A 26557-nucleotide genomic window follows, 5' to 3' on the forward strand; every position below is an offset into this window, starting at 1 on the left:
TGATTAACAAAAATAATCGTTAACAGAGTTATCCAATTTTATAAAAACAAGTAAAGGGAAATTCTGATGACGAGGCCGTTGAACCGGGCGTTGATGCCCGTTGTACTGCTATCGCTGTGCCAGTGTGCGTACGCGGCCAGCCCGCTTGAAGACAGCCGGCCTGGCCGGCCGGGGGCACCGCGCTGGATCGAGGACTATCGCTTTCTGGATGACCCCGCCAAGGTCGACGACCCGTTCGATGGGTTGCGCTACCACCGTTTGTCCGAGTCGGCCTGGCTGCAGCTGGGTGCCGAGGCGCGTTATCGCGCCGATGCAATGAACCGGCCGTTCTTCGGCCTGCGCGGGCTGAAGGACGACTCCTATCTGCTGCAACGGCTGCAGGCACACGCTGACCTGCACTTGTTCGATGATGCTTTGCGCACCTTCGTGCAGGTGGAAAACACCCGCGCCTTCGGCAAGGACCTGTACTCACCCAACGATGAAGGGCGCAATGAACTGCGCCAGGCGTTCGTCGACTTCAACCATGACTTCGCCGATGGCCGCTACACCACACGTGTGGGCCGCCAGGAGATGGCCTTCGGCGACCAGGTGTTCGTTACCTACCGCGACGTGCCGAACATCCGCCTCAGCTTCGATGGCGTGCGTGCCAGCCTCAACCTCAAGGACGGGCGCAAGCTCGATGCCTTTGCCGTGAGGCCGCTGAAAACCGGTGAGGACAGCTGGGATGACGGCAGCAATAACGCCGTGAAGTTCTATGGCCTGTACGGCACCTTGCCGTTGGCGGCCATCTGGAACTTGGACCTGTTCGCCTTCGGCCTGGAAACCGACCAGCGCAGCCTGGCCGGCGAGGCTGGCGACGAGCAGCGCTACACCTACGGCACGCGCCTGTTCGGCCGCTACCAGGCCCTGGACTGGAGCTGGAACCTGGCCGGGCAGGGGGGCCACCTGGGCGGTGCGTCGATCCGCGCCTGGGCGGTGTCGAGCGACAGCGGCTACACCTTCGCCCACCCTTGGCAGCCCCGCCTGGGCATGCGCATCGATGCTGCCAGCGGCGACAGCGACCCAGGCGACGGCAAGGTCGGTACCTTCGACCCGCTGTTTCCACGTAACGGGGTCTACGGCGAAGCCAGCCTGACTACCTTGAGCAACGTCATCGTGGTCGGGCCTACCTTCGGCTTCTCGCCCTGGCCTACGGTTCGCTTCGAGCAGGGCGTGCTCGAGGTCTGGAAGCAGCGCGAAGAAGACGGCGTGTACATGCCCGGCATGAGCATGCTGGCCAACACCCGCGGCACCGGCCGCCATGTGGGCACCATCTATCGTGCCAACAGCCGCTGGCTGGCCACGCCTAACCTGACGCTGGACCTCGACCTCAAGTACTACGACGTGGGCGCTGCCATCAAGGAGGCCGGCGGCGAGGATGCTTCATTCGTCTCCCTGCGCGCCACTTTCAGGCTTTGAATTTCCCGATCCATAACAACAAAAGGGGCCACACATGAGTCACTCCTCCTCATCTTCAAGCAAGCCGGTGCTCACCATCGGCCTGTGTTTTCTGGTGGCGCTGCTGGAGGGCCTGGACCTACAGGCCACCGGTGTTGCTGCACCGCACATGGCCAAGGAGTTCGCGCTCACGCCTGGCATGCTCGGCTGGGTGTTCAGTGCCGGGTTGCTCGGGCTGCTGCCGGGCGCGTTCATCGGTGGCTGGCTGGCCGATCGGCTGGGCCGCAAGGTCATCCTGATCGTGGCGGTGCTGTTGTTCGGTGGTTTTTCCCTGGGCACTGCCCATGCCGAAAGCTACAACACGTTGCTGATCGCGCGCCTGATGACCGGGCTGGGCCTGGGTGCGGCTTTGCCGATCCTGATCGCCCTGGCCAGTGAAGCCGCGCCGGACCGTCTTCGCAGCACCGCGGTGAGCCTGACCTATTGTGGTGTGCCTCTGGGCGGGGCCATTGCTTCGGTCATCGGCATGGCCGGGCTGGGCGAAGGTTGGCGGACGGTGTTCTACGTCGGGGGTATCGCGCCGATTGCGATCGCCTTCGTGCTGATGCTGTGGTTGAAGGAGTCCCAGGCATTCCGCGCCCGGCCCGCTGCCAGTGCTGGCGCTGATGGCATGCTGGCGCAGCTGTTCGGGCCAGGGCAGGTCAGCCGCACCCTGTTGCTGTGGGTGGCGTGTTTCTTCACGCTCACCGTGCTGTACATGCTGCTGAACTGGTTGCCGTCGTTGTTGATCGGGCAGGGCTACAGCAGGCCGCAGGCGGGAGCGGTGCAGATCCTCTTCAACCTCGGTGGCGCTGCCGGCTCGTTCCTGACCGGGCGCATGATGGACCGTGGCTACGCCGGCCGGGCGGTGTTCATCGCCTATGCCGGGATGCTGGCGTCGCTGGCGGGGCTGGGGTTGTCGACCGGTTTCGGCTTGATGCTGCTCGCCGGGTTTACTGCGGGCTATTGCGCCATCGGCGGGCAACTGGTGCTGTATGCGCTGGCGCCTACCTTGTACCCGACCCAGGTGCGTGCCACGGGTGTCGGCGCATCGGTGGCGGTAGGGCGGCTAGGTTCCATGGCCGGGCCGTTGGCGGCTGGGCAGATTCTGGCGGCGGGGGCCGGGGTGGGTGGTTTGCTGCTGGCGGCCTCACCTGGCCTGGTGGTGGCGGCCGTGGCAGCGCGGGCTTTGCTGGGGCAGCGCAAGCGCTCTGTCGGGCCAGCGCCGACCGAAAGTATTGCCCGCTAAGACTGGGCTTTGGCGGTGTTCGAGGTTGAACCCGCTCCCACAGGGTACGCGGAGCGCCCGGCATCAGTTCTCTGCGCGACAGCGCGGCCCACCAGGCTGGGCAACCTCCTACAGACAGGGTGCATTCTTTAGCAGGTGAGGTGCGACCGGCGGTTGATCGTGTTCGGGGCAAGGCGCTTGCGGTGAGTGCCGCCTGTTCGCCACCCCAAACGGTACATGCACCATCGGCAGGTCCCCTGCCGGTGACTGCAGGTGGCTGCGCTGATCGTCGAAAAACACATGGGGCTTGAGGATCGACAGCACCCTGGGCTTTTCCATCCCACCCAGGAAGAAGCACTCATCTGGCGACACGCCCCAATCCTTCAGCGTGGTCACCACGCGCTCATGCGAAGGGGCGTTGCGCGCCGTCACGATGGCAATCCGCAGAATCCGCTTGTACGCCGGGTCTTCGGCCAGCTTGCGGTCTTCGAGCATGCGTATCAGCGAAAGCTTGCGGTACAGGTCCGCCAACGGCCCTGGCGTATGCGGGATGCCCTTGTGGACGCGTTCGTGTTCCTGAAAATCATCCAGGTTGTCGTTGCGTTTGAACACGCTCTCGGCCTCGTCGTCGGCAATCACGCCATCGAAGTCGAAGGCCACCCGCAATTCGGTGTCGATCTCGTCATCGTAGATGTGGGTTGGCAACACCCTTCCTGCCGGGTAGTTGGCGTCGATGGCTTTCTGCACATCCTCTTCGTTGGCGCTGAGAAACAGCGAGGCATTGAACGCCGGAATGTATTCGTAGGGCGAGCGGCCCGACATGAACGCTGCGCGGGTGATATCCAGCTGGTAGTGATTGATGGAGCGGAACACCCGCAAACCGGTTTCCGGCGAGTTGCGCGACAGCAGCACCACTTCCACCGGCAACTGCTCGGGGAAGGCCTTGTTGATGCTCAGAAAGCGGCGAATGAACGGGAACGCCACGCCTTTGGGGAACGGCTCGTCAAGGTTCTGCTCCTGATGCTTCCGATAAGCCTCGACGCCTTCGGTCGTGTAGATATCGTCGGAAACGGTGAGGTCGAACAGCGCACTCGAAGCCACGCCGATGACCAGTTTCTGTTCGATGGGGTAGGGCATGCGGAAACTCCTGAAGCTGCGCTGAAGGCAAGTGTACGCGTCGTTCAAGCCGGGCGTGGTGCGCTATCTGTTGGCACGTGAGTATCAGTGTCGCTCATGTTGGGCTAGTTACTCTAATTGACCCGCTACCTGCTTTTTCATTTGTCATGCTCGGTGAATGTCGAGCCATGTTGATGATGCTGCAGCAGAAAATCCACGAACACCCGTACGCGCGCCGGCATCGCCGGGCCGCCGACGAACACCGCATGGATCGGCTCGCGGTCGTCAGGGTTGTACGCTTCCAGCAACGGTACCAGCCGCCCGCTGGCCAGGTCATCGGCCACGGTGAAGGTGCCGATGCGTGCTATGCCGGCGCCAAGCCTGGCCAGCTGCGCCAGGGCTTCGCCGCTGCTGCATTGGATATTGCCCGTCACCTTCAACGAGAACACGTGGCCATCGCGGCGGAACGGCCAGTCGGGTTCGGCGCGGCGGAAGTTGAAGCGCAGGCAGTTGTGCCGGGCCAGGTCTTCGGGCACTACGGGGGTACCACAGCGCTGCAGGTACTCGGGCGAGGCGACGATCGCCTGGCCGGTCTCGCCAAAGGCTCGCGCGGTCAACGAGCTGTCCGGCAGGTGGCCGAAACGCAGCGCCACGTCGGCCTGGCCGCCGAGAATGTCCGCCACTTCGTCGCTCAGGGTCAGGTCGACCAGCACTTGCGGGTAACGCGCGCTGAACGCCGCCAGCAATGGCACCACGGTCAGCCGTGCATGGCCCAGCGCCGCGCTGACCCGCAGGCGCCCGCGTGGCACGCCCTGGTCGGTGATGGCCTGTTCCACTTCGAGCAGGTCGGCCAGCACCCGCCGTGCCCCGCGCAGGTAGGCCTCGCCCTCGGGGGTGAGGGTGAGCGCGCGGGTTGTGCGCAGCAGCAGGCGGGTGCCCAGCCGCTGTTCGGTGCGGGCGATGATGCGGCTGACTGCCGACGGCGTCAGGCCAAGGGCCCGGGCGGCGGCAGACAGGCTGCCTTCTTGCGCCACCCTGGCAAAAATCTCCATTTCTCCGGATCTTCCGCTGAAGTCCATTTGTGCCTCACAAGCAAAGGTGATTCGCAGCAACACGGTCTAGTGCACTTTAGCCGTGGATCGTAGCATTCGCGGCATAGATAAGGAGCTTTGCCATGCGTATCAATCCCCCCTTGGTCGCGCTCGCCATCGGTGCCTTCGGCATTGGTGTCACCGAGTTCGCCCCCATGGGCATGTTGCCCAATATCGCCACCGACCTTGGCGTCTCCATCCCTGCCGCCGGCCTGCTGGTCAGTGCCTATGCGCTTGGTGTGCTGATCGGCGCACCGTTGATGACCTTGGCCACGGTGAAGATCCCGCGGCGTTACCTGCTGATCGGGCTGATGGCCATTTTCACCCTGGGCAACCTGATGTCGGCGCTGGCCAGCGACTACACCAGCTTGCTGGTCGCCCGGGTGGTCACCTCACTCAACCACGGTGCGTTCTTTGGCATCGGTTCGATTGTCGCGGCCAGTGTGGTTGCGCCGCAGAAGCGTGCCGGGGCCGTTGCGGCGATGTTCATGGGGCTGACCCTGGCCACCATTGGTGGCGTGCCGCTGGCGACCTGGTTTGGTGAAATGCTCGGCTGGCGCACAGCGTTCTGGGGTATCGCCGGGCTGGGCCTGGTGGCGATGACCACGCTGTGGTACGCGCTGCCCGATGTGGCGTTGCCCAAGGGTGACGGGGCCATGGCGGAAATCCGCGTGTTGCTGCGCGGGCCAGTGCTGGCAGCACTGTCGCTGACGGTGGTGGGCTCGAGTGCGATGTTCACGGTGTTCACCTACATCGCGCCGATCCTGCACAGCGAGGCAGCTGCCTCCACCACCTTCATCACGGTAATGCTGGTGTTGTTCGGTATTGGCCTGACCTTGGGCAACATGTGGGGTGGCAAAGCGGCCGACCGTTCTGTCGACCGCACGCTGATGCTGTCGCTGGCCGTGCTGATTGCCGTGTTGCTGGTGTTTCCGCTGGTGATGGACTGGGCGCTGCCCACGGCGCTGGCGGTACTGGTCTGGGGCGCTGCCAGCTTTGCCCTGGTGCCACCGCTGCAGATGCGTGTGATGGAGGCGGCCAAGGATGCGCCCAACCTGGCCTCGGCAGTGAACATTGGTGCGTTCAACCTGGGCAATGCAATTGGCGCGGCGCTGGGTGGGGCAGTAATCAATGCGGGGTTGGGCTACCCGGCGATCTCCCTGGCGGGGGCGGCGATGGCGGCGCTGGGTTTGCTGATGGTGCTGGTGTTTGCCTGGCGTGGGCGGGGGGTGGCTGGTAGCGGGTTGGCCGGTGTTCGCGGGTGAGTGCATAGGCAATCGCGGCAGGGCTGACAGGCGCTGCATATGTTGTGGCAAGCACCTGTCAACCCTCCCTGGTCAAGGTGTACCGTTGCGGCCATGCAGGTGGTAGGCCGGACGTTCGCTCAGGCGCTCGTAATAGTCGCGCACCGCCGGCAACTGGGGGTGCTCAAAGGGCGTTTCGAACCAGCGGTTGACCGCTAGGCCGATAGGGATATCGGCCAGGGTGAACTCGTTGCCCGCCACATAGGCGCCGGTACTGGCCAGCTGGCGGTCGAGAATGTGCATGTAGCGCGACCAGTCGGCGCAGCCGGCGGCGAGTGCCTGCGGGTCCTGGTGGGCGGGCGAATGCCTGACCAGCGACATGAACGCGTAGCTCCAGGAACGGTTCAGGTCCGAGGCCTGCCAGTCGATCCACTGGTCGACCTTGGCCCGCGCCTGCGCCTCGACGGGGTAGAACGCGGTGGCGCCGTAGCGATTGGCCAGGTAGCGGATGATGCTGTTGGATTCCCACAAGGTGAAGTCGCCGTCCTGGATCACCGGGATCATGGCGTTGGGGTTCAGGGCAAGGAACTCGACGCTGTCCGGGCTCTTGAAGCCTATGCCCCAATCTTCGCGCTCGAACGCAACCTCGAATTCGGCGCAGGCCCACAGGACTTTTCGCACATTGATGGAAGAGGCTCTGCCCAGTATGCGTAGCATGGTGTTCGTCCTTGGGTGGGGGAGGTTGATCGTCCGCCACTGTCGGGAGGCGGTCAAGCGGCAGATCGGTTGTCACCAGCCCCTTTACAGTCTTCTTGTGGTCCATTTCCGAAAGTAGGCCTTTTCACCCCATTGGTCATTGTAGTGGGGCAGGCAGCGTCCTACTCTCCGCGTAGGCTTGCCTGGGGGCCGCTAACTTGGCACCCTTGGGCCGGTTGAATTGTCTGTATCACCACAGAAGGATGTTTGCATTGAGCTGGGACAAGGTGGGGAAACTCCTCGTAGCCGCGCTGATTGGCCTGGTAGTGCTGTTGGCCGCCTACGCGATTTTCAGGGGCAACCCGCGCCTGGAGGCGTCACTGACCTATGCCTACCTCACCTACCCCAGCCAGTTCAGCGAGCGGATCAGCAAGGCCAGCGAGCAGCTCAAGTACGAGCAGTTGCAGGGCCGTATCAACAACATTGGCCAAGGCGAGCTGAGCCACGACCAGGTCGAGCGGCTGGTTGAAATGGCCCAGGCACCCTATGCCCAGCTGTTTGCCAAGCCTTTCGAGGCCGGCCTGGTCGACCACCGCACCGGGTTGCTGATCGAACTGCGCAACAGTGGCGACGCGCCGGTACGCGAGGTCAGGATCCGCCTGCCTGCCAAGGGCCTGGTGCAGGTGCGTGATGCCGCTGGCAACGACACCATTGTCGAGGCCGCCACTGCGCAGGTGGACATCCCCGGCATCGAACCCGGCGGGGCGTGCAAGGTTTGGGTGTACTTCGACGCAGACTACTCGCAGATCCGCCAGGGCGGGGTCAGCATCAGCCACGCCGATGGTGTTGCGGATGTGCAGGTGTACCGCGAGTTCACCGGGCTCCCCGCCATGGTCGCCCGTTACAGCCGTGAGCTGCTGATACTGCTGGGCATGTTGACGCTGGGCCTGCTCGGCTTGGCCTACGCCTGTGTGGCGCGCCGTACCCCGCACCAGGCGCGCGGCCTGTAGGCGCAGCCTGTTGCTGCGAAGAGGCCAGTAGCAGCGCTACAACTGTTCTGCCTGTACCGGCCTCTTCGCAGCGCAAGGTGCCACCCGAGGGCAATCACTTTGTGAGGGGTCAACCGCCCCCATCATGCAGTGCCAGGCTGTGGCGCAACTGCTCCAGCATGGCCGTGCGCAGCGCCTGCGGGGCCTGCACCCGGATCGAGCCGGCCTGGGACAGCAGCCAGCCCATCAGCGCCCGGTTGTCATTGACAGTGGCGACCAGCGTGGCACCACCGCCCGCTTGCGCGCTCAGTTGCATGTCCGCGGACAGTGGCTGCGCTTGCAGGCGCCGCGCCAGCCCGTCGTCGACCCAGGCGTGCAGCTGAACCTGCACTGGGGGCGCAAGTACATCGGGTTGCAGCTGCCGCGCTTCGCCCAGGCTCAGGCCTGGCTGCCAATGCCAGCCGTAGGGCATGCCCTTGCTGTTGCATTGCAGCGGGAACAGCGCCGCGAGCTCGACCAGGTCGCGCTCGACGGTGCGTTTGCTGGTGGTGTGGCCCACGGTTGTCAGTGCAGCCTGCAGCTGCGTGGAACTCATGCCCGGGTGGCGGCCGGGCAACAATTTGAGCAACTGCCACTGGCGGGCGATCGTGTGGCGGGTCGGGTGGCTGGGCAAGAGGGCTCGTCCTTGAGTGCAGGCGCCAAGCTTGCCACTGATGGCTTTTGGCTATTGTGCGAGCATAACCTTTCAGGGGAAGGGATCCAAGTTGTGGCATCAAGCTTCAACGGGGTTGCGTGGCGCCAGGTCAATGATCTTGTAACGAGCGGTCGCGGTTGCCAGGGTTCGGCCCATGCTGTCTTTGAGTTCGCCTCTCGTGTAGCAAGTGTCACCGCACCGTCTCTGCATCTTGCCAATACCGGTAATTCGGCCAGGCGAAGCGGGTCGAAGGAAGCACGTCGCCATTTTTGTCGTCAGGGCGATTTCGTGCTGTTCGAGCAAGGCGTAGATAGCGGGACCCATGCAATCGTCAAGCATGGCGGTCAGCATGCCGCCCTGGATTTTGCCGACCGGGTTCGTCAACGCGCTTGAGGCGTCAAACTCTACGAAAATCTCGCGAGTGCGCTGCTCGTGATTCACTAGCTTCCAACCAAGCAACTGGGCGACATTGGGCAGCGGGCGCAGCCCTTCCATGGTTTTCCAGAACAAGTTGTTTTTCATGAGGCGCTCCGCCTATGCACAAGCCCGGGCCAGCAGCCCGAACAAAAAGCCCAACCAGCACAGCATCATGGTGACCCAGCCGACCATGACTGGGGGTGATCCATTGGTACGACGTTTTACCTGGCTGGTCACCGCGATGATCGGGGTGATCGCCAGCAGGCAATAGGCTTGTAGCAGCACCAGCAGCGGTAAGGGGACACGCAGCACGAACAGCTGGTAGAGCATCACCAACCCGGCGCAGGCGATCGCCAGCCATCCCCAGCCGAGCAGGCGTATCAGGGCTAGCAGCAGAAATTGCAGCGGGGCGTCGAGGGTATGCCAAGGGCGTTCGATCACTGCAGCGTGGTAGGGCATGAACTGCGAGCGAGCCGCGTAGATAAGTGCAAAGGCGGCGATGATGACCAGCGCGGCGCCGTAGCTTGCCAGATGTAACAAGATCAGCCAGTCCATCCGCAGCAGCCTCTTGAGTACCTGAGGCGATGGTGAACCGCATCAGGTCGTGGGGCTACTGGCAGAAATGCTTGGTGGCGCTGTAGTGGCGCTTAAGTCAGCTTTGTCACCTGTTTTCCGGGCCTGAACCGTCATGCAACTGTCGCAGCGCCTCGATGAACACCTCCTCTGCGCGGCTGAACCGCTGGTCCCTGTTCCACAACAGATGAATGTCCACATCGGCAATCCCCTCCTGCGGCGGCAGCTTCCACAGCAAGCCTGCCTCGACATCCGGGGCCACCACATGTTCGGGCAGGCAGCCGATGCCAAATCCGGCAATCACCAGCCGACGCACTTCCTCAAGGCTCGGCGACGACGCCACGATCCGCCCGGCAAACCCCTGCTGGTCCCGGAATATGGTCAGCGGCGACAACATGCCGCCAATCTGGTCACTGGTGAAACTGACGAAGTTCTCCCGCTGCAGATCGCCTTCTGCCTGGCCGAACAAGGCATGGTGCTTGCCACAGAAAAACGCATAACGCTGGCGCAGGAACAGCCGTTGTTCCAGCCTTGGCTGCGTACGCCGGCTGAGGCTCAGGCCCGCCGTGGCGGTCTTCTCCTGCAGGGCGGCGACGATGTCTGAGCTGCGCATCACGTCAATCTCCAACTCCACCCGCGGGTGCTGGCGATGGAACCCGGCGAGAAAGTCGTCGAAGCGTTCGTCGACGATGCGGCTGATCATCAGCAGGCGTACCTTGCCTACCAGTTCGTCCGCTGGTTCTTCCAGCAACCCGCCGATCTGCGACATCTGCCCATACACCTCGCCCGCCAGCAGGAACAGTTGCTCGCCCATTTCCGTCAGGACGAAGCGTGGCCCACGGCGGGCGATCAGCTGGCGCCCGAGCTGTTCTTCCAGGCGCTTGAGCGCCTGGCTCACCGCTGGCTGGGTGAGGTGCAGGCGGGCGGCGGCGCGGCTGATGGACAGCTCCTGGCCGATCACCCGGAAGGTGCGCAGCAGGTTCCAGTCGAGGCGGTCGTTGAGCAGGCGGTCAGGCATGGCAGGGCTCTATGATAAGCATGGCTAATAGTGCAAATAATAAATAGAAAATTGACTAATCATAGCCCTGGGCCGATAAATCGCAGTGCAAGCGCCAGCAGAGCGACACCGTGATCCCGACAACTCCTGCCAGAACAACAAGCAAAGGAGCCCTCATGCAGCCCACCACGTCCCCCCAGCCGCGCCGTGCCGCCGCCGCCGCGTTCATCGGCACCATGATCGAATGGTATGACTTCTACATCTACGCCACCGCTGCCGCACTGGTGTTCGGCGCACTGTTCTTCCCTTCCGACGACAGCCTGTTCAGCACCATGGCCGCCTTCGGCACCTTTGCCGTGGGCTTTTTCGCCCGGCCATTGGGTGGGATTATCTTCGGCCATGTGGGCGACCGGATCGGGCGCAAGAAGTCGCTGGTCATCACGCTGCTGATGATGGGCATCGTCACCGTGTGCATCGGCCTGCTGCCGACCTACGCGCAGATCGGCGCCATGGCCCCGGTGCTGCTGATCATTCTGCGCATCGTCCAGGGCATCGCCGTGGGGGGCGAGTGGGGTGGGGCGGTGCTGATGGCCGGCGAGCATGCGCCCAAGGGGCGGCGCAATTTCTTCGCCTCGTTCGCCCAGCTGGGCAGCCCGGCTGGCTTGATCCTGTCGCTGCTGGCCTTTGGCGCGGTGACCCGCCTGCCGGAGGCAGACTTGATGAGCTGGGGCTGGCGAGTGCCGTTCCTGGCGAGCGCGCTGTTGCTGCTGGTGGGCCTGGCGATCCGCCTGGGGGTGAATGAGTCCCCCGAGTTCATCGCCAGCCGCCAGCAGGCGGAAAAGGCCCAACGCAAGGAGCAGGCGCCGGTCTTCGAAGTGCTGCGCACGGCCTGGCGCCCGCTGCTGCTGTGCATCGGTGCCAACACCCTGGGCATTGCCGGGGTCTACTTCACCAACACCTTCATGATCAGCTACACCACCCAGCAACTGCACCTGGAGCGCTCGCTGATCCTGGAATGCCTGTTCTTCGTGGCGGTCATTCAGTTCTGCGTACAGCCGCTGGCCGCCTGGTTGTCGGAAAAGATCGGGGCCACGCGCTTTTTGGCCCTGGTCGCGCTGCTGGCGATGGCCTCGCCATACCCGATGTTCGTGCTGGTCAGCTCTGGCCAAGGCCCGCTGATCGTGCTCGGCATCGCCCTTGCCGCAGCGTGCATGGCTTCGTTCTACGCGGTGATTGCCGGCTATGTCAGCGGCATGTTCGAAACCCGCGTGCGCTACACCGCTATTTCCCTGGCGTATCAGATCTGCGGTGCCATCGCCGGTGGCCTGACCCCGCTGATCGGCACCTGGCTGGCCCACACCTTCAGCGGCCAGTGGTGGCCCATGGCTGCCTTCTACACCTTGATCGCCACCATTTCGCTGGTATGCGTGCTTGCCCTGTCGCGCCAGTACGCCCGCAGCCAGCGCCTGGAACTCGCTTGATTGAAGCGCTTTATTCTGGAGTACCCGCACATGTTGAAAAGCAATGGCGAACGCCTGTGGGCGAGCCTGATGGCCATGGCCGAAATCGGCGCTACCGCCCGTGGTGGCAGTTGCCGACTGGCCCTCAGCGACGAGGACAAGGCCGGCCGTGAACTGTTCTGTCACTGGTGCCGCGAAGCCGGCCTCACGCTGAGCGTGGATGCGATCGGCAACCTGTTCGCTCGCCGCGCTGGCAGTGACCCACAGGCGGCGCCGGTAATGATCGGCAGCCACCTCGACACCCAACCCGAAGGCGGCCGTTTCGACGGCGTCTATGGTGTACTGGCAGGACTGGAGGTGGTACGCCGCCTCAATGACCTGGGCATCCATACCCGCAAGCCGCTGGAAATCGCCGTGTGGACCAATGAAGAGGGCGCCCGCTTCACCCCGGCCATGTTCGGCTCGGCGGTGTTCACCGGGAGCCTGGCGCTGGACGACGCGCTGGCCATCCGCGACGCCGATGGCATCAGCGTCGCCGACGAGCTGCAACGCACCGGTTACGCCGGCCAGCGTCCTTTGGGTGGCCGGGTGGATGCCTATTTTGAAGCGCACATCGAGCAAGGCCCGATCCTTGAGGATAATGCCAAGGCCATCGGCGTGGTCAGCGGCGGCCAGGCGATTCGCTGGCTGGACGTGACCGTCGAAGGCATGGCGGCGCACGCTGGTACCACGCCGATGCCACTGCGCAAGGATGCTTTGTATGGCGCAGCGCGCATGATCCAGACGGTTGAGCAACTGGCAGCCGACTTTGCCCCGGAAGGCCTCACCACCGTGGGGGAACTGTCTATCGCCAAGTCTTCGCGCAATACCATCCCCGGCTTGCTGCAGTTCACCGTCGACCTGCGCCACCACCGTGATGAAGCCATTGAGGCGATGGAGCGCGACCTGGCCCTGAAGCTGCAAGCCATCGCCAGCCAGCGCGGCCTGCAGGTGCGCATCGAGCGCCATTGGGTCAGCCCGGCCACCCCGTTCGACGGCGATTGCGTGGCCGCCGTGCAGCGGGCGGTGGACGGCCTTGGCTACGCCCAGCAGTCGATCGTCAGCGGCGCCGGCCACGACGCCATCCTGCTGGCCCGCTACTGCCCGACCGCGATGGTGTTCATCCCCTGCGTCGGCGGCTTGAGTCACAACGAAGCGGAGGATGTATTACCTGAAGACGCCCGCAAGGGTGCCGATGTACTGCTCAATGCCGTGCTGGCCCGCGCTGGCCGTGTCGATCAAGGAGAAGCCTGATGCGTTGCTATTTCCACCCCGAACAGCTGCTGCACCACCCGCGCAGCTACTATTCGCGCGGCGCCATGCGCACCCCGCAGGAAGTCCCCGAGCGCGCCCAGCGCCTGCTGCAGGCGGCCAAGGATCTGGGCTTCGATATTTGCCGGCCCGAGGATGCCGGCCTTGATCCGCTCAAGGCGGTGCATGGCGAGGCCTATCTCGCTTTCCTCGAAGAAGCTCATGCGCGCTGGAAGGAAATACCGGAGGACTGGGGCGACGAGGTCATGTCCAACATTTTCGTGCGCGAGCCCAACGCCCTGCGTGGCATTCTTGCCCAGGCCGGGCGCTACCTGGCCGATGGCAGTTGCCCCGTCGGTGAACATACCTGGCGCTCGGCCTACTGGTCGGCGCAGAGCGCAGTGGCTGGCGCCAAGGCCATTGTCGAGGGCGAACCTGCTGCCTATGCCCTGTGCCGACCGCCGGGGCACCATGCGCGGTTCGATGCAGCAGGTGGCTTCTGCTACATCAACAACGCAGCCGTGGCCGCCCAGGCCCTGCGCAGCCGTTTCAGCCGCGTGGCGGTGCTCGATACCGACATGCACCACGGGCAAGGGATTCAGGAGATTTTCTACGATCGCCGCGATGTGCTGTATGTGTCGGTGCATGGCGACCCGACTAATTTTTACCCAGGTGTGGCCGGGTTTGAGGATGAGCGCGGCAGCGGTGAGGGGGAGGGGTACAACCTCAACCTGCCCATGGCACATGGGGCTGACGAAGCGGACTTCATGGCGCAGTTGGAGGTTGCGCTGGCTGCGGTGAAGGATTTTGGTGCCGAGGTGCTGGTGTTGTCGTTGGGGTTCGATATCTACGAACTGGACCCGCAGAGCAAGGTGGCGGTGACGACTGAGGGGTTTGCTGCGTTGGGTGAGCGGATTCGGGCGTTGCGGTTGCCTTGCCTGATTGTACAGGAGGGGGGGTATCACCTTGAGAGCCTGGAGGCGAATGCGCGGGCGTTTTTTGCTGACAAGGTGGATTGGCAGTAAGTTCAGCGGGCCGGCAGCTCGATGCGGCTGCCGGCGTGATCATAGCTAATGAGGGTGTCAGAAATTTTGTGTTCGGGCATAACATGAGTAAGAGGTGCATGTATGCCAACCAAAAAAAAACCGCTCCGAGAGTTACCAAAGGTTCCGAAAGAGCTGCTGGAACAGTTTTCCGCTGTTCCGCTGATGACCGCAGAAGCCATCGAAGAAGCCTCTGCGGCATTCAAGAAGGCGCTGATAGAGCGAGCCTTGAATGCCGAACTGGGTCATCACCTGGGCTATCCACCGGGCGCGCAGCGCCCGGAGGATGAAACCAACCAGCGAAATGGGAAGAGCGGCAAAACGGTACTCACTGGTGATGGCCCGCTAAGGCTGGATATCCCTCGTGACCGGGATGGCAGCTTTTCGCCCATTTTGATCCCCAAACATGAGCGCCGTTACACCGGTTTTGACGACAAGATCATCGCCATGTATGCCCGCGGTATGACGGTCAGAGAGATCCGTGCCTTTCTCTCCGAGCAGTATGGAACAGAGGTCTCGCCCGACTTCATCAGTTCCGTGACCGACGAGGTCATGGAGGAGATTGGCGCGTGGCAACAGCGGCCTCTGGAGCCGATGTATCCGGTCATTTTCTTTGATGCTCTGCGGGTCAAAATTCGCGAAGAAGGCTTGGTTCGCAATAAAGCGATCTACTTGGCACTGGGCGTTTTGCCAGATGGAACGCGCGATATTCTTGGCATCTGGATTGAGAACACCGAAGGTGCGAAGTTCTGGATGAAGGTGTTCAATGACCTCAGGACGCGCGGCGTCGAGGATGTGCTGATTGCCGTAACCGACGGCCTCAAAGGCATGCCGGAAGCGCTCAGTGCAGTATTTCCGGAGACGACACTGCAGACCTGCATCGTCCACCTGATCCGCAACAGCCTCGCTTATGCGGCCTGGGACAAGCGTCGAGCCTTGGCCAAGGCTCTCAAACCGATCTATCAGGCCATCAACGCCCAGGCGGCTGAACAGGCACTGGATGAGTTTGAAAGCGGGCCTTGGGGCACGCAATATCCAACAGTGGTGGCTGCCTGGCGACGGGCGTGGGATCGAGTGATTCCGTTCTTTGCTTTCCCACCGGCCATCCGGAAGGTGATCTACACCACCAATGCCATCGAGAGTATCAACGCTCAGCTACGCAAGATCATCAAAACCCGCGGTCACTTCCCGAACGACGACGCGGCGACCAAACTGATCTGGCTGGGGCTACGCAACATCACAGCGAACTGGGGGGCAGCGGCGCATGACTGGAAAAGTGCGATGAATCAATTTGCGATTCTGTACGGAGATCGGTTCATCAGGCCAACCTGGTGAAATCAAGGCCTGCCGGGCGGCAGGCCATTACCGGCCCGCACACAAAAAACCTGACACTCCCTAGCTAATCCCTATAAAGCATCTTTGAACGTGTATTTCTGTTCGAGCATGAATGGATGTGCCGTCCATTGAGGGCCCGCGCGGCCCTCGATCTCACCGGCGCTGAAAAGGTAATGGCGAACTACATTCCACCCCGCCGCACATGCTTCACAAACACCTTTTCCAACAACTCCCACATCGCAGGATCGGTACTGAACGCCACATTGAACCGCATCCACCCGGTGGCCTTGGCATCGACCATGAACAACTGCCCAGGCCCAAGCATGATGCCTTTCTCCAGCGCATCATCCAGCAGCGCCGCGCTGTCCAGGATGGCCGGGTGGCGGGTCCAGATGTACATGCCTTCATCCGACTCGGTGAACAGTTCGAAGCCCAATCGATGCAGATGCCGGCCGACTTCCTGGTGCGCCTCGGCCAAGCGCTGGCGCAGGCGTTTGAGATGCTTGCGCCAGCGGCCGTCGATGATTGCGGCATACACCACGCGCTCCATCACCTGCGAGGTGGTCAGGCCCGAGCGCATCTTCAGGTGCAGCAGTTTCTGCATCAGCTCCGGGTTGGCGAGCATGTAGCCGACCCGCACGTTGGGCGAAATGCTTTTCGAGTAGCTGCCCACGTAGACCACCTGCTGCAGGTGGTCGAGGCTGGCCAGGCACGGCTGCGGTTCGGCAATCATGTCGGCGTACAGGTTGTTTTCCACCAGGCGGAAGCCATGCTGGCTGGCCAGCTGCAGCAGCCGGTGCAGTTGCGGCAGCGGGGTGCGCGAGCAGGTCGGGCTGTGCAGGTGCGGTTGGGTGAAGAACGCGGTCGGGCGGTGGTGGGTGAGCAACTGCTCCAGCTGGTTCAGGTCGTAGCCGGCCGGCGTGCGTGGCACACCGACCAGGGTCGCGCCCTGGGTGCGCAGGATGCTCATCAGGTTGGGGTAGCCGGGGTCGTCCACCAGCACCACATCACCCGGGCGTACCAGCGTGCGCGCAGCCAGGTCCAGGGCCTGGCTGGCGCCGTGGGTGAGCATAAGTTGCGCCGGGTTGGCGACGATCGACAGATCCTGCTGCAGGTTTTGCGCGGTCAGTGCGCGCAGCTCCTGCAAGCCCATGGGGTCGCCGTAGCCCGACAGCTCCAGCGGGCTGCCGGCCACCTGGCGCAGGCCGCGGCGCAAGCCGTCTTCGTACATCCAGTCGTTGGGCAACCAGCCGCACCCTGGTTTGAACGGCAACTGGCGGATTTCAAAGATCTGTTGCAGGTACCACTCGGAGTTGAACGTGGGTCGGCTGGTGTCGGCTTCAGCGTTGTGCTGCTCCAGCATTTCGCTCGCTGCGCGGTTGACGAAGAACCCCGCATTGCCACGGCTTACCAGCAGACCCTGGGCAACCAGGCGGTCGTAGGCCTCGACCACGGTAAAGGTGCTCACCGAATAGGTCGCGGCAAAGGCGCGGATGGACGGCACCTTGGCGCCTGGCTTGAGGGTCTGGTTGTCGATCAGCTCGCGCAGCCCGTCGATGATCTGGTTGACCAAAGGGGTCGAGGAGTCTGGATGTAATTCGAGCATTCGTGGCCTTCAGGGTGCGTATCGCCAGGCGTTTGCAGGGTGTACTGCATGGGCGACCTGTACAGTGCAGTGCGAGATTCATGCCACTGTGCATGGCTCTCTGCGTCAGACATTTTTACATTAGGTGTCGGATATCGCCACATAAAGCATGTTCAGTTCGCTCCGGGCGCAACAACCGGGGCGCGTCAGCAGGCCGCCACGGATGGCCTGCGTGTGTTTGTTCACACCATCCTGCCCGCATTAGCACTGATGTACAGGTGAAACCGCCAGCCATCGGGGTTTTACAGTTTTCCTTGGATAAAAAGAAGCACGGGGTACACAACTGATGGACGCAACATCCACAACCACCACCGCGAAAAGCGGGCACGAGAGCAAGCTCAGTGCCTCGCTGAAGTCGCGCCACCTGACGATGATGTCGATCGCCGGGGTTATTGGCGGCGCCTTGTTCGTAGGTTCCGGCAGCGTGATCCACAGCGCCGGCCCAGCCGCTGTCCTGGCCTACCTGGCAGGCGGCATCCTGGTGGTGCTGATCATGCGCATGCTCGGCGAAATGGCGACTTCCTCGCCGGACACAGGCTCGTTCTCCACCTACGCCGACCGCGCCATCGGCCGCTGGGCCGGTTTCACCATCGGCTGGCTGTACTGGTGGTACTGGGTCATCCTCATGGCCTGGGAAGCCTATGTGGCGGGCAAGATCCTGCATGGCTTCTTCCCGGACGTCAGCGTCAACGTGTTCGTGCTGGCCACGACCCTGTTGCTGATCACCGTCAACTTCTTCAACGTCAAGCACTACGGTGAGTTCGAGTTCTGGTTCGCCTTGATCAAGGTGATCGCGATCGTCTGCTTCCTGATCGTGTGTACCGCTGCGGTCACGAACGTCTGGCAGTTCGGCGAAGTACGTGGCATCACCCACCTCACTGCCGAAGGCTTCATGCCCAACGGCATCAGCACCGTGATTGGTGCCTTGCTCGGGGTGATGTTTGCCTTCCTCGGTGCGGAAATCGTCACCATCGCCGCTTCCGAAGCCAAGGACCCGGCGGCCCAGATCGTCAAGGCCACCAATTCGGTGGTATGGCGTGTGTGCCTGTTCTACGTCGGCTCGATCTTCCTGATCGTCTGCCTGGTACCGTGGAATGACCCGCACCTGGGCGTTTCCGGCTATGGTGCGTACCGCCGTACCCTGGAACTGCTGGGCGTGCCGTATGCCGAGCTGCTGATGAACTTCGTGGTGCTGACCTCGGTGAGCAGCTGCCTGATCTCGGGCCACTACACCGCTTCGCGCATGCTGTTCTCCCTGGCCCAGCGTGGCGATGCGCCGTCGTTCTTCAAGATCACCCGCGCCGGCACTGGTGTACCGGTGTACGCGATCATCGGCTCGTGCGCCGTGGCCGTGGTCTGTGCGCTGATCAACTTCAGCGAAACCCTGCGCCCGAAAGACGTGCTGGATACCCTGATGAACACCACTGGCATGATCGCTTTGCTGGTGTACCTGGTGATTGCCTTCTCGCAGCTGCGCATGCGCCGCAAGCTGATTGCCGAAGGCAAGGAAGTGCGCCTGAAGATGTGGCTGTTCCCGTGGCTGACCTACCTGGTGATCGCGTTCATCGTGGCGGCCCTGGTGACCATGGCCTTCATGCCTGACTACCAGATCCTGGTGATCTCTACCGGTATCGCTGCGGCGATCGTGGTGGCGATGGGTGTGGTGCACCAGATTCGTTCTGGCAAGCAGCACTAAGCGTCACTCGCTTCTCGAAACGGCCGGCTCCCTTGTGGACCCGGCCGTTTCGCGTTGCTGGGCCTGGTTTTTTTCGGCGGGCATGTGGAAGCGCTGGTTCATCCACGGCGAGCCGAGCAGGCCTGCAGCGGCGATCAGGGCCAGGATGGCGAGGGCTACGTAGATCTTCATGGATGTGCGCATGTAAGGGATGACCTGCAGCATGGCCCGCCAGTTCCGCCGCGGGTGTTGTTGCAGGACATGCCCCGTACATCGCTTTGAAGCTGGCCTTTTCAGCTGAAGCTGGCGAAATGCGCTTGCATCCGCGCCGCATCCGCCTGGCGCCCGCTGAACAGCTCGAACGCCTTCACCGCCTGGAACACCGCCATGTTGCTGCCATCCAGCGTGCGGCAACCCAGTGCCCGGGCAGCGCGCAGCAGCTCGGTCTCCAGCGGGAAGTAGATGATTTCCGCCACCCACAAGCGCGCGTGCAGCAGCTGCACCGGTAGCGGCGTACCCGGCAGCTTGGCCATGCCCACCGGCGTGGTGTTGACCAGCCCGTCCGCCTCGGCCAAGGCGCTGGCCAGGTCGCTGCCGACCACGGCGCGGCCAGCGCCGAAATGGGCATTGAGGTTGTCCACCAGGGCCTGCGCCCGGGCCGTGTCAACCTCGAACAGTACCAACTGCTCGACCCCTTCACCCAGCAGCGCATGGGCCACCGCCGAGCCGGCGCCACCGGCGCCCATCTGCACCACCCGGCGCCGCGCCACATCGGGCAGGCCGCGGCGCAAGCCTTCGGCAAAACCCAGGCAGTCGGTGTTGTGGCCAACCCGCTTGCCGTCCTTGAGCACCACGGTATTCACCGCGCCGATGCCACGCGCTTCGTCCGACAGTTCGTCGAGCAGTGGCAGGATGGTCTGTTTGAACGGGTAGGTGATGTTCAGCCCGGTAAAGCCGGTGTGCTGCGCGGCATCCAGCAGGCCGGGCAGGGCGCTGTCATCCAGTTGCAGCTGGTCGGCGTCGATCAGCCGGTACAGGTAGCGCAGGGCCTGGGCATCGCCTTCATGTTCATGCAGGGCCGGGGTGCGCGACAGCTGGATGCCGCGGCCGATCAGGCCCGCGAGGATGGCTTGCTGGCTCATGCCGTGCGCTCCTGGAACAGCTCGGCGAAGTGGCTGATAGCCATGCGGTAGCCATGGCTGCCCAGCCCGCAGATCACGCCTACGGCAATGGACGATACGAACGACAAGTGGCGGAACGGTTCGCGCTTGTGCACGTTGGACAGGTGCACTTCGATAACCGGTACTTCGCTGGCCACCAGGGCGTCGCGGATGGCCACCGAGGTGTGGGTCCAGGCGCCTGGGTTGATCACGATACCGGCGCAGCGGCCCCGGGCTGCGTGGATCCAGTCGATCAGTTCGCCTTCGTGGTTGGTCTGGCGGAATTCGAGTTCCAGGTCGTGGGCTTGGGCAGTATCGGCGCAGCCCTGGGCCAGGTCGGCCAGGGTTTCGCGGCCGTATTGGGCAGGCTCGCGGGTGCCCAGCATGTTCAGGTTAGGGCCGTTGAGCACGAGGATAAGTGGCTTCATGAGGGGCATCACTTTGTTGTTGTTGGTTGCGCCTAGTTTTGTACTGACTGGTTAGTTCCGTCAATTAGGCTGGTGCTTCGGGTGGGGAAAGTGGGCGATTATCGGACTGGTTTGCCTTGACACATTCAGCGCCTATGAGACCGAGCGCCGCCCGCGCGGCGCTCGATCTCACAGGCGCTGAATGCATCAAGGCGAACACCCCGGGGCATTACAAAATTGTAATTCTGCCGCCACCACCCCGATAACCACCCTTCCCTAAAGTCCCTCGCCACCGCTCGCCGTCGAGGACCTGTCCGTGCCCATCCCCCGCAAGATCGCCTTGCTCTGCCTGCTGCTGTTCGGTGCCCACAGCGCCCAGGCCAGCCAGAGCCTGAGCCTGCCCCAGGCGCTGGCTGCCGCCTTTGCCCAAAACCCGGAGCTGGCCGCTGCCAGCCGGGAAATCGGCATTGCCGACGGTGAGCGGCGCCAGGCCGGTTTGCTGCCCAACCCCGAGCTGGCGTGGGAGGCCGAGGACACCCGCCGCGACACCAGCACCACCACCGTCACACTCAGCCAGCCGCTGGAACTGGGCGGCAAGCGCGGCGCGCGTATCGCCGTGGCCGGTGCCGGCCAGGCCATTGCCCAGCTCGACCTGGAGCGCCAGCGCAATGGCCTGCGTGCCGACGTGGTGCAGGCCTTCCATGCGGCGTTGCGGGCACAGACTGCGCTGGAGCTGGCGCAGCAGTCGCTGGCGGTGACCGAGCGCGGGCTGCGGGTAGTGCAGGGGAGGGTGACCGCCGGCCAGTCAGCGCCCGTGGAAACCACCCGTGCCCAGGTGCAGCTGGCCCAGGCCCAGGCCGAAGTGCGCCGTGCGCAAAGCCAGCGCCGCGTTGCCTACCAGGTTCTGGCACGGTTGACCGGCAGCCCGCTGGCAGGCTTCGACCAGTTGCAGGCCAGCAGCCTCTCGCCTGGCGTGGCGCCGAACGCCGATGCTTTGCTGGACCGCATCGAGCAAACAGTCGAATGGCGCCTGGCCGCTGCCCAGGTTGAGCGCGGTGACGCGTCCCTGGGGTCGGAAAAGGCCCAGCGCATTCCCAACCTCACCGTCAGCCTTGGCAGCCAGTACAGCCGTGAGGACCGCGAGCGGGTCAACGTGCTCGGCCTGTCCCTGCCGCTGCCGCTGTTCGACCGCAACCAGGGCAACGTGCTGGCCGCTGCGCGCCGCGCCGACCAGGCACGTGACCTGCGCAATGCCGTGGAATTGCGCCTGCGCAGTGAAACCCGTAGCGCGCTCAGTCAGTGGGACACGGCGATGCAGGAGGTGGACGCCTATGACGGCACCATCCTGCCTGCTGCGCAGCAGGCGGTGGACACCGCTACCCGTGGTTTCGAGATGGGCAAATTCGCCTTCCTCGACGTGCTCGATGCCCAACGCACCCTGATCCAGGCCCGCGGGCTGTACCTCGAGGCCCTGGCCTCGGCGACTGACGCGCGGGCGCAGGTCGAGCGCATCTACGGCGCCCTTGATGGCTTGAGCAAACACCCGAACAGCAGGAGCAACAATGACTAACCCATCCAAGATAGCGCTACTGGTCGCCGCGATGGCCGTGCTGGGCGTCGGTGGCCTGGCCTGGACCGGCAACCTCGGCCAGGCGTCGAATGCTGAAGCCCGCCATGACGAGCATGGCGAAGACGGCCACGGCCATGGCCAGGACCAGGCCGAAGCAGGTCATGCCGAAGAAGAGGGCAAGCTGCACCTGTCCATCGCGCAGATAAACGCCGCCGGTGTGCAGCTGGCGACCGCCGGACCCCGTGAGTTGGCGACCGCCCTCAGCTTCCCCGGTGAAATACGCTTCGATGAGGACCGCACCGCCCATGTTGTACCGCGCGTGCCGGGGGTGGTCGAGACGGTACAGGCGGAGCTGGGCCAGGCGGTCAAGCGCGGCCAGGTACTGGCGGTGATCGCCAGCCAGCAGATCTCCGACCTGCGCAGCGAGCAACAGGCCGCCCAGCGCCGCCTGGAACTGGCGCGGCTGACCTTGCGCCGCGAGCAGCAGCTGTGGCAGGAGCGCATCAGCGCCGAACAGGATTACCTGCAGGCTCGCCAGGTAGTGCAAGAGGCCGAGATCGCCTTGGCCAACGCCCGGCAGAAGGTCGCCGCCGTGGGTCCGGCCGGCGCTGGCAACCGCTATGAACTGCGGGCGCCCTTCGATGCGGTGGTGGTGGAAAAGCACCTGACCGTGGGCGAGGTGGTCGATGAGACCAGCAACGCCTTCACCCTGTCCGACCTGAGCCGGGTATGGGCCACGTTCGCCGTGGCCCCGCGTGACCTGGACAAGGTTGTGACTGGCCGGCATGTCACGGTCAGCGCCCCGGACTTGGGCGCCCAGGTCGAAGGCAAGGTCAACTACGTCGGCAGCCTGCTCGGCGAGCAGAACCGCGCTGCCACCGTGCGCGCTACCCTGGCCAACCCCAACGGCGCCTGGCGCCCCGGGCTGTTCGTCAATGTCGCGGTCAGCGTCGAGCGCTTCAAGGCCGCCGTCGCGGTGCCGGAAAGCGCCCTGCAGACCTGGGAGGAGCAGACCGTGGTGTTTGCCCGCACCGAGGAAGGTTTCGAAGCGCGCCCGGTAACCACTGGCCGCCGCGACGGTGGGCAGGTGGAAATCACCAGCGGCCTGGCCGCCGGCAACCGGGTAGCCGCTGCCGGCAGCTTTGTCCTCAAGTCCGAGCTGGGCAAGGGCTCGGCCCAGCACAGTCATTGATCACGGGGACACCTGCATGTTCGAACGCCTGATCCAATTCGCCATCGAGCAGCGCCTGGTGGTGATGCTGGCCGTGGTCCTGATGGCCGCGGTGGGTATCCACAGTTACCAGAAGCTGCCGATCGACGCCGTACCCGACATCACCAACGTCCAGGTACAGATCAACACCGCCGCCCCCGGCTATTCGCCGCTGGAGACCGAGCAGCGCATCACCTTCGCCATCGAGACCGCCATGGCCGGCCTGCCCGGGCTGCAGCAGACCCGCTCGTTGTCGCGCTCCGGTTTGTCGCAGGTTACGGTCATCTTCGATGACGATACCGACCTGTTCTTCGCCCGCCAGCTGGTCAACGAGCGCCTGCAAGTGGCCCGCGAGCAGTTGCCCGATGGCATCCAGGCTGGCCTGGGGCCGATCTCTACCGGGCTGGGCGAGATTTTCCTGTGGACTGTGGAGGCCGAGGAGGGGGCGCTGAAGGATGACGGTAGCCCTTACACCCTGACCGACCTGCGGGTGATCCAGGACTGGATCATCAAGCCGCAGCTGCGCAATGTGCCGGGGGTGGCCGAAGTCAACAGCATCGGCGGCCATGCCAAGCAGTACCTGATTGCGCCGGAGCCCAAGCGCCTGGCCGCCTACAAACTCACCCTGAACGATCTGATCACGGCGCTGGAGCGCAACAACGGGAACGTCGGCGCCGGCTACGTCGAGCGCAACGGCGAACAGTTGCTGATCCGTGCGCCCGGGCAGGTGGCCTCCGCCGAGGACATCGCCAACATCGTCATCTCCAGCGTCGACGGCACGCCGATCCGCGTCAGCCATGTCGCCCAGGTTGGCCTGGGCGAGGAACTGCGTTCGGGCGCGGCAACCGAAAACGGCCGCGAGGTGGTGTTGGGCACGGTGTTCATGCTGATCGGCGAGAACAGCCGCACGGTGTCCCAGGCGGTGGCTGCCAAGCTGGTCGAGATCAACCGCAATCTGCCCAAGGGCGTGGTCGCGGTGACGGTGTACGACCGCACCAACCTGGTGGAAAAAGCCATTGCCACGGTGAAGAAAAACCTGGTCGAAGGCGCCATCCTGGTCATCGCCGTGCTGTTCCTGTTCCTGGGCAACATCCGCGCTGCACTGATTACCGCCATGGTCATTCCGCTGTCGATGCTGTTCACCTTTACCGGCATGTTCAGCAACAAGGTCAGCGCCAACCTGATGAGCCTGGGTGCGCTGGACTTCGGCATCATCGTCGACGGCGCGGTGGTGATCGTGGAAAACGCTATCCGCCGCCTGGCCCATGCCCAGCAACGGCATGGCCGCATGCTGACCCGCAGCGAGCGCTTCCATGAAGTGTTTGCCGCCGCCCGCGAGGCGCGTCGGCCGCTGATCTACGGGCAGCTCATCATCATGGTGGTGTACCTGCCGATCTTCGCCCTGACCGGGGTCGAGGGCAAGATGTTCCACCCCATGGCCTTTACCGTGGTCATGGCCCTGCTCGGCGCCATGATCCTCTCGGTGACCTTCGTGCCCGCGGCCCTCGCCCTGTTCGTCACCGGCAAGGTCAAGGAAGAGGAAGGCCTGGTGATGCGTACCGCGCGCCAGCGCTATGCCCCGGTGCTGGCCTGGGTGCTGGGCCGGCGCAAGCTGGCGTTCACCGCCGCCGCCACCCTGGTTGTGTTGTCCGGGGTGATGGCCAGCCGCATGGGCAGCGAGTTCATCCCCAGCCTCAGCGAGGGGGACTTTGCCCTGCAGGCCCTGCGCGTGCCGGGTACCAGCCTGTCGCAGTCGGTGGACATGCAGCAGCGTCTGGAACGGGCGATCATAGCCCAGGTGCCGGAAGTGGAGCGGGTGTTCGCCCGTACCGGCACGGCCGAAATTGCCTCCGACCCGATGCCGCCAAACATTTCCGACGCCTATGTGATGCTGCGTCCAACTGCGCAATGGGCCGACCCGGGCAAGCCACGGGACGAATTGATCGCCGAGGTGCAGCGGGCTGCGGCCAGCGTGCCGGGCAGCAATCACGAACTGTCGCAGCCGATTCAGCTTCGCTTCAACGAGCTGATTTCCGGGGTGCGCAGTGATGTGGCGGTGAAACTGTTCGGTGATGACATGGACGTGCTCAACCGCACCGCTGCGCAGATCGCCAGCAGCCTGCAGGGCGTGCCTGGCGCCTCGGAGGTGAAGGTCGAGCAGACCACCGGCCTGCCGGTGCTGACCATCGACATCGACCGCGACAAGGCCGCCCGCCATGGCCTGAATGTGGGCGACGTACAGGATGCCATCGCCATCGCCGTGGGTGGCCGTACGGCCGGCACCCTGTATGAAGGCGACCGTCGCTTCGATATGGTGGTGCGCCTTTCGGAAACCCTGCGCACCGATGTCGACGGGCTGGCCAGCCTGTTGATCCCGGTGCCGGCCAGTGCCACTGCGGGCACCGGGCAAATCGGCTTTATCCCGCTGTCGCAGGTGGCCACGCTGAACCTGCAGCTTGGGCCCAACCAGGTCAGCCGTGAGGACGGCAAGCGGGTGGTGGTGGTCAGTGCCAATGTGCGCGGGCGTGACCTGGGCTCGTTTGTCGAGGAGGCCGAACAGGCGTTGATTGGCCAAGTGCCGATACCGCCGGGTTACTGGACGCGTTGGGGTGGCCAGTTCGAGCAGTTGCAGTCGGCGACCGAGCGGCTGCAGGTGGTGGTGCCGGTAGCCTTGCTGCTGGTCATGGCGCTGTTGCTGATGATGTTCAACAACCTCAGGGATGGGCTGCTGGTATTTACCGGCATTCCGTTCGCCCTTACCGGTGGGGTGCTGGCGCTGTGGCTGCGGGATATTCCGCTGTCCATTTCTGCCGGGGTGGGGTTCATTGCCCTGTCCGGGGTAGCGGTGCTCAACGGGCTGGTGATGATCGCCTTCATCCGTGGCTTGCGTGAGGAAGGGCGCACGTTGCGGGTGGCGGTCGAGGAGGGCGCGCTGACGCGGTTGCGGCCGGTGCTGATGACGGCACTGGTGGCGTCGCTGGGGTTCATCCCGATGGCCTTGGCTACCGGAACCGGGGCAGAGGTGCAGCGGCCGCTGGCGACCGTGGTGATTGGCGGGATCTTGTCGTCTACCGCACTGACATTGCTGGTGTTGCCGGCGCTGTATCAGTGGGCGTATCGGCGGGAGGAGGAGGTGCAGGAGGGCTGATAATCCGGGGCGCCAGCTCCCACAGGGATCGCGGCTGTCAGCCTTGACGCAATCCCTGTGGGAGCTGGCTTGTCGTGGCGACGAACCGCGGCG

Annotated in this window: 23 protein-coding genes; 12 read left to right on the forward strand and 11 right to left on the reverse strand. The window is 63.9% G+C overall.

The window, feature by feature from the left end; translation table 11 throughout:
* The first annotated feature begins 66 nt into the window (after positions 1–66).
* Both AC5O5R_RS10945 and mhpT read left to right on the forward strand, forming a co-directional pair.
* Positions 67–1458, forward strand: a complete 1392-nt coding sequence (locus tag AC5O5R_RS10945) for an alginate export family protein (RefSeq protein ID WP_172287283.1) — start codon at positions 67–69, stop codon at positions 1456–1458.
* A 34-nt stretch (positions 1459–1492) separates the two neighbouring features.
* Entirely contained in the window at positions 1493–2725 is a 1233-nt protein-coding gene (gene mhpT / locus AC5O5R_RS10950) for a 3-(3-hydroxy-phenyl)propionate transporter MhpT (RefSeq protein ID WP_172222074.1), read from the forward strand.
* 108 nt (positions 2726–2833) lie between these two features.
* On the opposite strand, the gene AC5O5R_RS10955 is transcribed toward mhpT, so the two are convergent.
* Both AC5O5R_RS10955 and AC5O5R_RS10960 read right to left on the reverse strand, forming a co-directional pair.
* Positions 2834–3841: a 5'-nucleotidase gene (locus AC5O5R_RS10955; RefSeq protein WP_172222071.1), complete on the reverse strand. Its 1008-nt coding sequence runs from the start codon at positions 3839–3841 to the stop codon at positions 2834–2836.
* Between the two features lie 137 nt (positions 3842–3978).
* Complete coding sequence (locus AC5O5R_RS10960) at positions 3979–4899, reverse strand: LysR family transcriptional regulator (protein WP_172287286.1); 921 nt, start codon at positions 4897–4899, stop codon at positions 3979–3981.
* A gap of 95 nt (positions 4900–4994) precedes the next feature.
* Between AC5O5R_RS10960 and AC5O5R_RS10965 the strand changes: the two genes are divergently transcribed.
* On the forward strand, positions 4995–6176 hold the full coding sequence (locus tag AC5O5R_RS10965) for an MFS transporter (protein WP_172222065.1): 1182 nt from the start codon (positions 4995–4997) through the stop codon (positions 6174–6176).
* A gap of 72 nt (positions 6177–6248) precedes the next feature.
* Here the strand turns inward: AC5O5R_RS10965 and AC5O5R_RS10970 are convergent, their stop codons facing one another.
* Positions 6249–6872: a glutathione S-transferase family protein gene (locus AC5O5R_RS10970; protein WP_172222062.1), complete on the reverse strand. Its 624-nt coding sequence runs from the start codon at positions 6870–6872 to the stop codon at positions 6249–6251.
* A 251-nt stretch (positions 6873–7123) separates the two neighbouring features.
* On the opposite strand from AC5O5R_RS10970, the gene AC5O5R_RS10975 reads away from it, so the two are divergent.
* Entirely contained in the window at positions 7124–7861 is a 738-nt protein-coding gene (locus AC5O5R_RS10975) for a hypothetical protein (RefSeq protein WP_494515347.1), read from the forward strand.
* Positions 7862–7970: 109 nt separating this feature from the next.
* On the opposite strand, the gene AC5O5R_RS10980 is transcribed toward AC5O5R_RS10975, so the two are convergent.
* The 4 genes from AC5O5R_RS10980 to AC5O5R_RS10995 all read right to left on the reverse strand — a co-directional run bounded on the left by AC5O5R_RS10980 (position 7971) and on the right by AC5O5R_RS10995 (position 10542).
* Positions 7971–8513, reverse strand: coding sequence for a WYL domain-containing transcriptional regulator (locus AC5O5R_RS10980; protein WP_172222057.1), 543 nt, complete (start codon positions 8511–8513; stop codon positions 7971–7973).
* 99 nt (positions 8514–8612) lie between these two features.
* The gene (locus AC5O5R_RS10985) at positions 8613–9056 is read right to left on the reverse strand and encodes a PaaI family thioesterase (protein WP_494515348.1); all 444 of its coding nucleotides are present in this window, start codon (positions 9054–9056) and stop codon (positions 8613–8615) included.
* Positions 9057–9068: 12 nt separating this feature from the next.
* Entirely contained in the window at positions 9069–9506 is a 438-nt protein-coding gene (locus tag AC5O5R_RS10990) for a hypothetical protein (RefSeq protein ID WP_494512543.1), read from the reverse strand.
* Between the two features lie 106 nt (positions 9507–9612).
* Positions 9613–10542: a LysR family transcriptional regulator gene (locus tag AC5O5R_RS10995; protein ID WP_172222048.1), complete on the reverse strand. Its 930-nt coding sequence runs from the start codon at positions 10540–10542 to the stop codon at positions 9613–9615.
* Between the two features lie 155 nt (positions 10543–10697).
* Between AC5O5R_RS10995 and AC5O5R_RS11000 the strand changes: the two genes are divergently transcribed.
* From AC5O5R_RS11000 to AC5O5R_RS11015, 4 genes are all read left to right on the forward strand, one after another.
* Complete coding sequence (locus AC5O5R_RS11000; RefSeq protein WP_172222045.1) at positions 10698–12002, forward strand: MFS transporter; 1305 nt, start codon at positions 10698–10700, stop codon at positions 12000–12002.
* A gap of 30 nt (positions 12003–12032) precedes the next feature.
* The gene (locus tag AC5O5R_RS11005; RefSeq protein WP_494515349.1) at positions 12033–13274 is read left to right on the forward strand and encodes a Zn-dependent hydrolase; all 1242 of its coding nucleotides are present in this window, start codon (positions 12033–12035) and stop codon (positions 13272–13274) included.
* Positions 13274–14296: a histone deacetylase family protein gene (locus AC5O5R_RS11010; RefSeq protein WP_172286114.1), complete on the forward strand. Its 1023-nt coding sequence runs from the start codon at positions 13274–13276 to the stop codon at positions 14294–14296. Before AC5O5R_RS11005 ends, AC5O5R_RS11010 begins: the two co-directional genes overlap by 1 nt.
* A gap of 102 nt (positions 14297–14398) precedes the next feature.
* Positions 14399–15649: an IS256 family transposase gene (locus AC5O5R_RS11015; RefSeq protein ID WP_494515350.1), complete on the forward strand. Its 1251-nt coding sequence runs from the start codon at positions 14399–14401 to the stop codon at positions 15647–15649.
* 181 nt (positions 15650–15830) lie between these two features.
* On the opposite strand, the gene AC5O5R_RS11020 is transcribed toward AC5O5R_RS11015, so the two are convergent.
* Positions 15831–17255: an aminotransferase-like domain-containing protein gene (locus AC5O5R_RS11020; protein ID WP_172222036.1), complete on the reverse strand. Its 1425-nt coding sequence runs from the start codon at positions 17253–17255 to the stop codon at positions 15831–15833.
* A gap of 325 nt (positions 17256–17580) precedes the next feature.
* Here AC5O5R_RS11020 and AC5O5R_RS11025 point away from each other — a divergent pair, with 325 nt between their 5' ends.
* Complete coding sequence (locus AC5O5R_RS11025) at positions 17581–18990, forward strand: amino acid permease (RefSeq protein ID WP_172222033.1); 1410 nt, start codon at positions 17581–17583, stop codon at positions 18988–18990.
* A gap of 3 nt (positions 18991–18993) precedes the next feature.
* Here AC5O5R_RS11025 and AC5O5R_RS11030 read toward each other — a convergent pair whose 3' ends face one another.
* The 3 genes from AC5O5R_RS11030 to aroQ all read right to left on the reverse strand — a co-directional run bounded on the left by AC5O5R_RS11030 (position 18994) and on the right by aroQ (position 20557).
* Positions 18994–19173 carry a hypothetical protein gene (locus AC5O5R_RS11030; RefSeq protein WP_172222103.1) on the reverse strand — a complete coding sequence of 60 codons (180 nt, stop codon included), beginning with the start codon at positions 19171–19173 and terminating at the stop codon, positions 18994–18996.
* Positions 19174–19262: 89 nt separating this feature from the next.
* Positions 19263–20111, reverse strand: a complete 849-nt coding sequence (locus AC5O5R_RS11035; protein WP_494515351.1) for a shikimate dehydrogenase — start codon at positions 20109–20111, stop codon at positions 19263–19265.
* Positions 20108–20557 (reverse strand): type II 3-dehydroquinate dehydratase, encoded by a 450-nt coding sequence (gene aroQ, locus AC5O5R_RS11040; protein WP_172286111.1) that lies wholly within the window; start codon positions 20555–20557, stop codon positions 20108–20110. Before aroQ ends, AC5O5R_RS11035 begins: the two co-directional genes overlap by 4 nt.
* 295 nt (positions 20558–20852) lie before the next feature.
* Here aroQ and AC5O5R_RS11045 point away from each other — a divergent pair, with 295 nt between their 5' ends.
* Genes AC5O5R_RS11045 through AC5O5R_RS11055 form a run of 3 tightly spaced genes read left to right on the forward strand, consistent with a single transcriptional unit; the run spans position 20853 to position 26464 of the window.
* Positions 20853–22106, forward strand: coding sequence for a TolC family protein (locus AC5O5R_RS11045; RefSeq protein ID WP_494515352.1), 1254 nt, complete (start codon positions 20853–20855; stop codon positions 22104–22106).
* On the forward strand, positions 22099–23298 hold the full coding sequence (locus tag AC5O5R_RS11050) for an efflux RND transporter periplasmic adaptor subunit (protein ID WP_494515353.1): 1200 nt from the start codon (positions 22099–22101) through the stop codon (positions 23296–23298). The genes AC5O5R_RS11045 and AC5O5R_RS11050 overlap by 8 nt, the downstream gene beginning before the upstream one ends.
* Positions 23299–23314: 16 nt before the next feature.
* On the forward strand, positions 23315–26464 hold the full coding sequence (locus tag AC5O5R_RS11055) for an efflux RND transporter permease subunit (protein WP_172286108.1): 3150 nt from the start codon (positions 23315–23317) through the stop codon (positions 26462–26464).
* Positions 26465–26557: the final 93 nt, after the last annotated feature.

The sequence above is a fragment of the Pseudomonas sp. 8_5_2 genome (assembly GCF_059295255.1).